Annotated in this window: 9 protein-coding genes; 6 read left to right on the forward strand and 3 right to left on the reverse strand. The window is 72.0% G+C overall.

All coding sequences use genetic code 11. From position 1 onward, the window contains the following. The first annotated feature begins 388 nt into the window (after positions 1–388). The 4 genes from HUW36_RS18890 to HUW36_RS18905 all read left to right on the forward strand — a co-directional run bounded on the left by HUW36_RS18890 (position 389) and on the right by HUW36_RS18905 (position 4741). A complete protein-coding gene (locus HUW36_RS18890) occupies positions 389–1378 on the forward strand; it encodes a LacI family DNA-binding transcriptional regulator (protein WP_174529385.1) in 990 nt (329 codons plus the stop codon). A gap of 25 nt (positions 1379–1403) precedes the next feature. Continuing rightward, positions 1404–2651, forward strand: coding sequence for a sugar ABC transporter substrate-binding protein (locus HUW36_RS18895; protein WP_174529386.1), 1248 nt, complete (start codon positions 1404–1406; stop codon positions 2649–2651). 82 nt (positions 2652–2733) lie between these two features. Continuing rightward, positions 2734–3855: a carbohydrate ABC transporter permease gene (locus HUW36_RS18900; RefSeq protein WP_174529387.1), complete on the forward strand. Its 1122-nt coding sequence runs from the start codon at positions 2734–2736 to the stop codon at positions 3853–3855. Between the two features lies 1 nt (position 3856). Continuing rightward, positions 3857–4741, forward strand: a complete 885-nt coding sequence (locus HUW36_RS18905; RefSeq protein WP_174529388.1) for a carbohydrate ABC transporter permease — start codon at positions 3857–3859, stop codon at positions 4739–4741. A 47-nt stretch (positions 4742–4788) separates the two neighbouring features. Here HUW36_RS18905 and HUW36_RS18910 read toward each other — a convergent pair whose 3' ends face one another. Continuing rightward, a complete protein-coding gene (locus HUW36_RS18910; protein ID WP_174529389.1) occupies positions 4789–5169 on the reverse strand; it encodes a VOC family protein in 381 nt (126 codons plus the stop codon). Between the two features lie 64 nt (positions 5170–5233). Continuing rightward, positions 5234–5839, reverse strand: a complete 606-nt coding sequence (locus HUW36_RS18915; RefSeq protein ID WP_174529390.1) for a GNAT family N-acetyltransferase — start codon at positions 5837–5839, stop codon at positions 5234–5236. 35 nt (positions 5840–5874) lie between these two features. On the opposite strand from HUW36_RS18915, the gene HUW36_RS18920 reads away from it, so the two are divergent. Continuing rightward, a complete protein-coding gene (locus HUW36_RS18920; protein WP_174529391.1) occupies positions 5875–7179 on the forward strand; it encodes a glycosyltransferase family 87 protein in 1305 nt (434 codons plus the stop codon). Here the strand turns inward: HUW36_RS18920 and HUW36_RS18925 are convergent. Next, on the reverse strand, positions 7084–7629 hold the full coding sequence (locus HUW36_RS18925; RefSeq protein WP_174529392.1) for a GNAT family N-acetyltransferase: 546 nt from the start codon (positions 7627–7629) through the stop codon (positions 7084–7086). The two genes, HUW36_RS18920 and HUW36_RS18925, sit on opposite strands and share 96 nt — an antisense overlap. 83 nt (positions 7630–7712) lie before the next feature. On the opposite strand from HUW36_RS18925, the gene HUW36_RS18930 reads away from it, so the two are divergent. After that, the coding region (locus tag HUW36_RS18930; RefSeq protein WP_174529393.1) for a winged helix-turn-helix domain-containing protein at positions 7713–8873 on the forward strand (1161 nt) is incomplete at its 3' end.

Genomic DNA, 8873 nt, shown 5'->3' on the forward strand with positions numbered 1-8873 from the left:
CCACCGAGATCTACACCGCTCTGAACACTCTTTCCCTACACGACGCTCTTCCGATCTATCGACTCCGGCTCCCGCTCGTCGAGGCGCAGCTCGGCGCGGGAGAGCACCCGGGCGTCGGCGTGGAAGACGCCCTGGACACCCTGCGGCCGGAGCTGACCGGCCGCGTCGCCGAGCGCGCTGGTGGGGGCGTGCACCACGCCGACCAGGTCGTGCAGCAGCGGTTGGAGGTGGCGTTCGGTCACGGGGGGACTCCTGGTGCTGATCGGTGGCGACGGACGTCTTGACAGATGACCGCGGCCGGTGCAAAGTGCGAAACATTCCAGAAACTTTGAACGTTCTAATCCTGCCCCATCGAGATTGGATCGTTCAAGGCGGCGAGAGGGATTTCGTGGGAGAAAAGGTAACCATCGCGACGGTGGCCCGGCACGCCCAGGTCAGCCGGCAGACCGTCTCCAACGTGCTCAACGCGCCGCACATCGTCCGTGAGGACACCCGGCAGCGGGTACGCGAGGCGATCGCGGCGCTCGGCTACCGGGCCAACCAGGCCGCCCGGCAGATGCGGACCGGCCGGTCCCGGCTCATCGCCGTCCGCATCGAGCCCACCCGGGACGGCATCAACGGCTCGGTGCTCGACCGCTTCCTGCACGGCCTCACCGAGACCGCCGACGCCGGCGGCTACCGGGTCCTGCTCTACACCGCCCGCGACGACGACCAGGAGATCGCCACCTACGACGCCCTGCTCGGCGCGTACGACCTGGACGCGTTCGTGCTCACCGGCACCAAGCACGGCGACCCGCGCACCGCGTGGCTGGCCGAGCGCGAGGTGCCGTTCGTGACCTTCGGCCGCCCCTGGGACACCCCGGACGCCCATCCCTGGGTCGACGTGGACGGCGCCGCCGGCACCGCCCAGGCCACCCGGCACCTGCTCGCCGCCGGCCACCGCCGGATCGCCTTCCTCGGCTGGCCCGCCGGCTCCGGCGTCGGCGACGACAGGCGCGCCGGCTGGCGTACCACGATGGCGGAGGTCGGCCTGGACAGCGCCGCGGCGGACCGCGCCACCGAGGACGGCATCGCCGAGGGGGCGCGCGAGCTGCGCACGCTGCTCGCCCTCGACGCGCCGCCGACCGCGGTGGTCTGCGCCAGCGACTCGCTGGCGCTCGGCGCGTGGCAGGCCGCGCGCGAGACGGCGACCGACGTCGCCGTCGTCGGCTTCGACGACACCCCGGTGGCCGCCGCGGTCGGGCTGAGCAGCGTCAGCCAACCGCTCGGTGAGGCCGCCGCCCGCTGCGTCGAGCTGCTCACCGGGCTGCTCGACGGGCAGCAGCGCGACCCCCAGCTGCTGCTGAGTCCCTCGCTGGTGCTTCGGCACACGGCGTGATCCCATCCCCCACCAGGAGAATCAGATGACACCTCGCACGTTCACCCGGGCCGCGCTGGCGGGCGTCGCCGCCGTCGCGCTGCTCGGCTCCGCCGCCTGCGGCAGCGGCTTCGACGACTCGGCCGGCGACACCAAGCAGTCCAGCGGCCCGGCCAGCCTGCAGATCCTGATCGGCTCCTCCGGCGACGCCGAGACCAAGGCCGTGCAGGAGGCCGCCGCGAAGTGGGCAAGTTCCTCCGGCAACACCGCCACCGTCACCCCGGCCCAGGACCTCACCCAGCAGCTCGGCCAGGCGCTGGCCGGTGGCACCCCGCCGGACGTCTTCTACGTCGACGCGTCCCGGTTCGCCGACTTCGCCAGCGTCGGGGCGCTGGAGCCGTACGGCGACAAGGTGAGCAACACCGACGACTTCTACGAGAGCCTGCGCACCGCGTTCACCTACGACGGCAAGCTCTACTGCGCGCCCAAGGACTTCTCCACCCTGGCGCTCCAGATCAACACCGACCTCTGGACCAAGGCCGGCCTGACCGACGCGGACGTGCCGACCACCTGGGACCAGCTCACTGCCGTCAGCCAGAAGATCAAGGCGAAGGGCCAGGTGGCGCTCGCGCTCGGCGACACCCGGGACCGCATCGGCGCGTTCCTGGTGCAGAACGGCGGCTGGCTGATGAGCAAGGACGGCAAGCAGCCGACCGCGGACACCCCGGAGAACCTCCAGGCCCTCCAGTACGTCAAGTCGCTGCTCACCAACGGCTACGCGAAGTTCCCGAAGCAGCTCGACGCCGGCTGGTCCGGTGAGGCGTTCGGCAAGGGCAAGGCCGTGATGACCATCGAGGGCAACTGGATCAAGGGCGCCCTGCAGAACGACTTCCCGAACGTCAAGTACAAGGTGGTCCCGCTGCCGGCCGGCCCCAAGGGCCAGGGGACGCTCTCCTTCACCCAGTGCTGGGGCATCGCCGCCAAGTCGAAGTACAAGGAGCAGGCGATCAAGTTCGTCGAGGCGATGACCGCCGGCGAGCAGCAGATCGCCTTCGCCAAGGCGTTCGGCGTGATGCCGTCCCGCCAGTCCGTCAGCGGCCAGTACACCAGCGCCTTCCCGGCCGACAAGCCGTTCATCGACGGCGCCGCGTACGCCCAGGGGCCGGTGAACGCGCCGAAGATGGACAGCGTGCTGCGTGACCTGGAGGCCGGCCTGCAGGGCCTGGCCACCGGCGACCCGAAGACCATCCTGGCCAACTTCGACAAGAACGCCAAGGCGGCGCTCGGCGGCTGAGGTGTAAGGAGGGGCCCCTTATTAACAGACGGGTGTTAACAGGGGGCCCCTCCTTACACCTCCTCCCGAGAGAGGAGGGGAGATGGCAACGGACACGCTCGCCGCGCCGGGCACCACGCCGGCCGGCCCGCCGCGTCGCCGATCCGGTGGTGGCATCCGCAGCAACGAGAACCTCGCCGGCTGGCTCTTCGTCGCGCCGGTGATCGTGATCCTCGGGCTCTTCCTGCTGCTGCCGATCCTGATGGCGCTCTGGGTGAGCCTCACCGACTGGAACGGCCAGGGCAGCCCGTTCACCGGCGACGTGCCGTTCGTCGGCGGCGACAACTACGCCCAGCTGTTCACGGACGACGGGCTCGCCCGCCGCGACTTCATGACCGCCATCCGCAACAACATCTACTACGTCGGGATCGTCGTGCCGGTGCAGACCGCGCTCGCCCTCGGTCTCGCCCTGGTGGTGAACAACCGGCTGCTCAAGGGGAAGGGCTTCTTCCGCAGCGCCTTCTACTTCCCGTCGGTCACCAGCTCGGTGGCGATCAGCGTGGTGTTCCTCTTCCTGTTCGCCAACTCCGGGGCGGTCAACCGGCTGCTCGCCCTGTTCGGCCTCGACGGGCCGGAGTGGTTCGCCGACGGCCGGGGCGTGCTGCACCTGCTGTTCGGCGCGCTCGGGATGAACGAGCCGCCGGCCGCGCTCACCTCCGGTGGCCCGCTCGGGCTGACCTGGTGGGACTGGCTGTCCGGGCCCAGCGTGGCCATGACGTCGATCATCTGCCTGGTCATCTGGACCACCTCGGGCACGTTCATGCTGATGTACCTGGCCGCCCTGCAGAACGTGCCGGTGGCGCTGGACGAGGCCAGCACGCTCGACGGCGCGAGCCGCTGGCAGCGGTTCCGGTACGTCACCCTGCCGCTGATCAAGCCCACCACGTTCCTCGTGGTCACGCTGGGACTGATCGGCTCCTGGCAGGTCTTCGACCAGGTGTACGTGATGAGCCAGGGCGACCCGGCGAAGACCACGCTCACCCCGGCGTACCTGTCGTACCGGACCGCGTTCCGGGACTTCGACTACGGCTCGGGCGCGGCCATCTCGTTCGTGCTGTTCCTGATCATCATCCTGCTCACCCTGTTCCAGCGCTGGCTGATGGCCGACCGGGACGGTACCCGGCGCGGCCGGTGGTGGCGGCGACGCGTACCGGAGGGGTCCTGACATGGCCGTGCTGACCGACCGGCCGGCGCCCGTCGCCCGCCGCGGCGACCGCGGGGTGCGCGCCCGGGTCAACCGCGTCCTCGGGTACGCGGTCCTGATCTTCTTCGGGCTGGTCTTCCTCTACCCGTTCGTGATCCAGCTCGGCAACTCGCTCAAGACCGAGCCGGACGCGGCGGCCAACCCGCTCTCCCCGTTCCCCGACCCGCTCACGCTGGCCGGCTTCGATCGGATCTTCTCCGGCACCAACTTCCCGCTCTGGCTCGGCAACTCGTTGCTGGTCACCGTGCTGGTCACGCTCGGCCGGGTCTTCTTCGACTCGCTCGCCGGGTACGCGTTGGCCCGGCTGCGGTTCCGGGGCCGGGCCGGGCTGTTCGCCGCCGTCATCGCGGTGATGGCGGTGCCGGGCGTGGTGCTGCTGATCCCGAAGTTCCTGGTGCTCAAGCAGATCGGCCTCTACGACAGCTACGCCGGTCTGATCGTGCCGCTGCTCGCCGACGCGGCGGGCGTGTTCATCATGAAGCAGTTCTTCGAGTCGATCCCGGTCAGCGTGGAGGAGGCGGCCCGGATCGACGGCGCCGGCGTCTTCCGCACGTTCTGGTCGGTGGTGCTGCCGATGGCCCGACCGGCGCTGATCACGCTGACCATCCTGTCGTTCCAGGGCTCCTGGAACGAGTTCCCGCACAGCCTCGTCTCGGTCCAGGACCCGGACCTGTTCACGTTGCCGCGCGGGCTGGCCGACCTGGTCAGCGGCTCGCTCGGCAAGGGCACCCAGTATCCGTTGAAGCTCGGCGCGGCGCTGCTGGCCACCATCCCGGTGGCGGTGCTCTTCGTGATCTTCCAGCGGTACTTCGTGCGCGGCGCCAACGAGGGCGCGGACAAGGGCTGATCCGCGCTGGCGGTCCCGCCCCGTGCCGGGACCGCCAGCGCGCCGGCTCAGCTCTCCTCGATGACCGACATGACGTTGCCGGCCGGATCGGTGAACCAGGCGATGGTGGGCCCGTTGCCCCGCATGATCCCCTTGTCGTCCTGCGGCATGCCGTCGTACCGCTCCAGCCGTACGCCGCGCGCGACCAGCTCGTCGACCGCCCGGTCGACGTCCGGGACGGGGAAGTTGAGCACGGTGTAGCTCGCCGGGCGGTGGTCGGGCTTCGGGTAGACGAGCACTGGCCGGTCGCCGGCCAGATGCAGCGTCAGGATCCCGCCCATGTCGTCGTCCCGGGAGACCCGCAGCCCCAGCACGTCGGCGTAGAAGCGCTGCGCCCGGTCCGGGTCGTCGACCGAGAACCCGCTGAACGCCTTCGTGTCGCCGAACATGATCCGCTCCTCACTCTGGCCTGTGTCGTGCCTACCAGGGTCGGACCGGCGCCGGGGCGGAAACTCATCGGTCGGCGGGAGATGCCTCCGGGTCCGTCGCCGCCGCCTCCTCGGGAACGGCCACGTGCAGCCGGAGCTGGGGGACCAGCATGTCGTCCACGTCCAGCGCCCGGGTCGCGCCGTCCGGTTCCCAGCCGGTCGAGCCGAGGAAGGCCCGGGTCGCCGCGTCGGCGTCGAACGCCCAGGCCACCGCGCGGGTGAAACCGTCGGTACGCCAGTGCTCGACCGCGGCGGCGAGCAGCCGACTGCCGTGCCCCCGCCGACCCCAACGGGGCTCGACCAGCAGATCGGTGACCGCCACCACGCCCGAGGCGAGGGCGTCGGCCGGCTCTCCCGGGGCGAGCGCCTCGGCGTCGGCCGGACCGGAGGCGGCGAACCCCACCAGATAGGATTGCGCGGCCTGTTCGACGGCGACCAGCACCCGGTGCGCGCCCGAGGGCGGCTCCTGCACCGCCGCGCTCCACCGCCGGGCCAGGTATGCCTCGTCCAGGTTGTCGAGCACGTGCCGGGGCAGGATCCGGCGGTACGCGACCCGCCAGGTCGCGAGCTGGATGCGTGCGATCTCGGCGACGTCCTCGGGACGCGCGGGGCGGACGTAGCCTGCAGCCATGGCACGTGAGCCTACGCAGGGCGAGGAGGACGACGGTGGCGCAGGGTGCCGGGCGGACGATCGCGCAGGTCGTCGCCGTGGCGGCGCTCGCCGCGGCGGTCACCGTGTTCCTGTCCGTGGCGGCGGTGCGGCACGGCTTCTTCGATCTCCAGGTCTACTACGGGGCGCTGACGTTCTGGGCGCGTGACGGCGGGGAGATCTACGACTTCCTCCGGGCCGGCACCCAGTACGGCTTCACCTACCCGCCGTTCGCCGCGCTCGTCATGCTGCCCATGGCGTACCTGTCGTGGACCGCGGCGATCGCGGTGAGCGTGGCGGCGACGGTGCTGGTCAGCGCCGTGGTGATCTGGCGGCTGCTGGACCCGGTGGCCCGCCGGTCCGGCTGGACCCGCTGGTTCACCCTCGCGGTCGCGCTCTGCCTGGCCGCCGCGTACGAGCCGATGCGCGAGACGGTCAACTTCGGCCAGGTCAACATGCTGCTGCTGTTCCTGGTGGCGGTGGACCTGCTGTGGCTGCTGCCGGCGGGTAACCGGTGGGCGGGCGTGGGCATCGGACTGGCCACCGCGATCAAGCTGACACCCGGCATCTTCATCGTCTACCTGCTGGTCACCGGCCGCTGGCGGGCCGCGCTGACCACGGTCGGCACGGCCGCCGTCGCCACGCTCGTGGCCGCCGGCCTCTTCCCGGACGCCTCCCGGGAGTTCTGGACCGAGGCGCTGTGGAACACCGACCGGGTCGGTGAGCTGGCCTTCGTCTCCAACCAGTCGCTGCGCGGGGTGGTGGCCCGGCTGGACCCGCAGGACCCGAGCACGGTCGCCTGGCTGGTGCTCGTGCTGGCCACGCTGGCGGTCTGGGGCTGGCGGTGCCGGCGCGCGGTGGCCGCCGGCGACGAGGCCACCGGCCTGGCCCTGACCGGCGCGGTGATGTGCCTGGTCAGCCCGGTGACCTGGGTGCACCACCTGGTCTGGCTGCTGCCGGGGCTGATCCTGCTCGTCGACAACGGCATGGCGGCGCCCGCGCGCAGCCGGCGGCGCCGTCTGCTGCTGGGCGCCGCGCTCGTCGGGTACGCGCTGCTGTGCAGCCGGATCGTCTGGTCCTGGGAGAAGGACTTCACCGGCGTGGACGGCTTCCTGGGCAGCAACACGTACGTCTGGATCAGCCTGGCGCTGCTGCTCGGCCTGCCGATCCGCCGCTGGCTCACGCCGGGCGGCGGTGGGCGTCCCGGCGACGACGTCCCGGCCGGGTCAGCCGCCGGCGGTGTACCGCAGCTCGCGGAGCAGGACCGGGGCGCGTCCGCCGGCCAGCGGCACCGGATAGGCGGTCTCCTCACCGTCGGGTGAGTGCCCGGCCCGCTCGTAGAACCGGCGGGCCCGGGCGTTGTCGGCGAGCACCCAGAGCCGGTAGCCGGTCCAGCCCCGCTCGGCCAGGCCGGCGCGCGCCGCGTCGAGCAGCGTCCGGCCGACGCCGGAACCCCAGTAGGCGGGCTCCAGGTAGATCGCCAGCAACTCGCCGTGCGCCGGGTCCAGGTCGTCGCGGTCCTGGTTGTTCCGGTACGGCCCGAACGTGGTGAACCCGGTGACCAGGCCGTCGTCCTCGGCGACGAGCGTGGTGAACGGGTGATCCGGGTCGGCGGTGCCGAGGTCGCGGCGACGCTGTGCCCAGGCGAGCGGGTTCAGCCGGCGCAGCACCTCGTCCGGCATGATCCCGGCGTACCCGGCCTGCCAGCCGTGGATGTGCACCCGGGCGATCGCCTCGGCGTCGTCCGGCTCCTCCCGGCGGATGGTGAGCACGTGTCCGTTCTATGCCCCGACGGGCGAACAGTCCAGCCGCCGCTCCCGGGTGATGTCGTACCGCTGGATTAGGGTCGCCGACGATGGCCGTACCGGAATCGCTCTCCCTCGCCCAGGCCCGGCGGATCGCCCTGGCCGCCCAGGGCTTCGCCGACCCGACGCCCACCGGCGTGCCCACCCGCCGGCACCTGCGCCGGGTGCTCGACCGGGTCGGGCTGATCCAGATGGATTCGGTGAACGTGCTGCAACGCGCGCACTACCTGCCGCTCTACAGCCGACTCGGGCCCTATCCGACCGCCCTGCTCGACACCGCCGCCTACCGCCGCCCCCGTGAGCTGTTCGAATACTGGGCGCACGAGGCGTCGCTGGTCCCGGTGGGGCTGCACCCGGCGCTGCGCTGGCGGATGGCCAGGGCGCGCGACGAGGCCTGGGGCGGGATGCGCCGCATCGCCCAGGAGCAGCCCGAGCTGGTGGCGTGGGTGCGCGACGAGGTGGCCGCCCGGGGCCCGCTGACCGCCGCCGAGATCGAGCACGACGCGCCGCGCGAGACCGGCAACTGGGGCTGGAACTGGTCGGCGGTGAAGCGGGCGCTGGAGTTCCTGTTCTGGGCCGGCGAGGTGACCGCGGCCGACCGCACCAACTCGTTCGCCCGCCGCTACGACCTGCCGGAGCGGGTGCTGCCGGCCGCCGTGCGGGACGCGCCCACCCCGACCGACGCCGAGGCGCACCGGATGCTCGTCTCGATCGCCGCCCGCTCGCTCGGCGTCGCCGCCGAGCCGGAGCTTCGCGACTACTTCCGGCTGCCGGTCGCCGGGGCCCGGCAGGCGGTGGCCGAGCTGGTCGAGGCGGGCGAGCTGACCCCGGTCACCGTGCAGGGCTGGCGGCATCCCGCCTACCTGCACGCCGACGCCCGACTGCCCCGCTGGGTACGAGGCAACACGCTGGTCAGTCCGTTCGACCCGCTGGTCTGGGAGCGGGGCCGCACCGAGCGGCTCTTCGGCTTCACCTACCGGATCGAGATCTACGTGCCGGCGCCGCAGCGGACATACGGCTACTACGTGCTGCCGTTCCGCCAGGGCGAGCGGTTCACCGCCCGGGTCGACCTCAAGGCCGACCGCAAGGCCGGCGCGCTGCTGGTGCCGGCCGCCTGGGTCGAGCCGGGCGCCGACCCGGGGGAGACGGCGGTGGCGCTCGCCGCCGAGCTCTACCGGCTCGCCGGCTGGCTCGGCCTGGACGCGGTCGCC

Origin of the sequence: Micromonospora maritima (genome assembly GCF_902825405.1) — a bacterium.
Lineage (GTDB): Bacteria > Actinomycetota > Actinomycetes > Mycobacteriales > Micromonosporaceae > Micromonospora > Micromonospora maritima.

Excerpts from the sequence above, each read along its gene's own strand:
- HUW36_RS18895 (WP_174529386.1), top strand. The coding sequence starts at position 1,404 with ATGACACCTCGCACGTTCACCCGGGCCGCGCTGGCGGGCGTCGCCGCC.
- HUW36_RS18900 (WP_174529387.1), top strand. The coding sequence starts at position 2,734 with ATGGCAACGGACACGCTCGCCGCGCCGGGCACCACGCCGGCCGGCCCG.
- HUW36_RS18915 (WP_174529390.1), bottom strand. The coding sequence starts at position 5,839 with ATGGCTGCAGGCTACGTCCGCCCCGCGCGTCCCGAGGACGTCGCCGAG.
- HUW36_RS18905 (WP_174529388.1), top strand. The coding sequence starts at position 3,857 with ATGGCCGTGCTGACCGACCGGCCGGCGCCCGTCGCCCGCCGCGGCGAC.
- HUW36_RS18910 (WP_174529389.1), bottom strand. The coding sequence starts at position 5,169 with ATGTTCGGCGACACGAAGGCGTTCAGCGGGTTCTCGGTCGACGACCCG.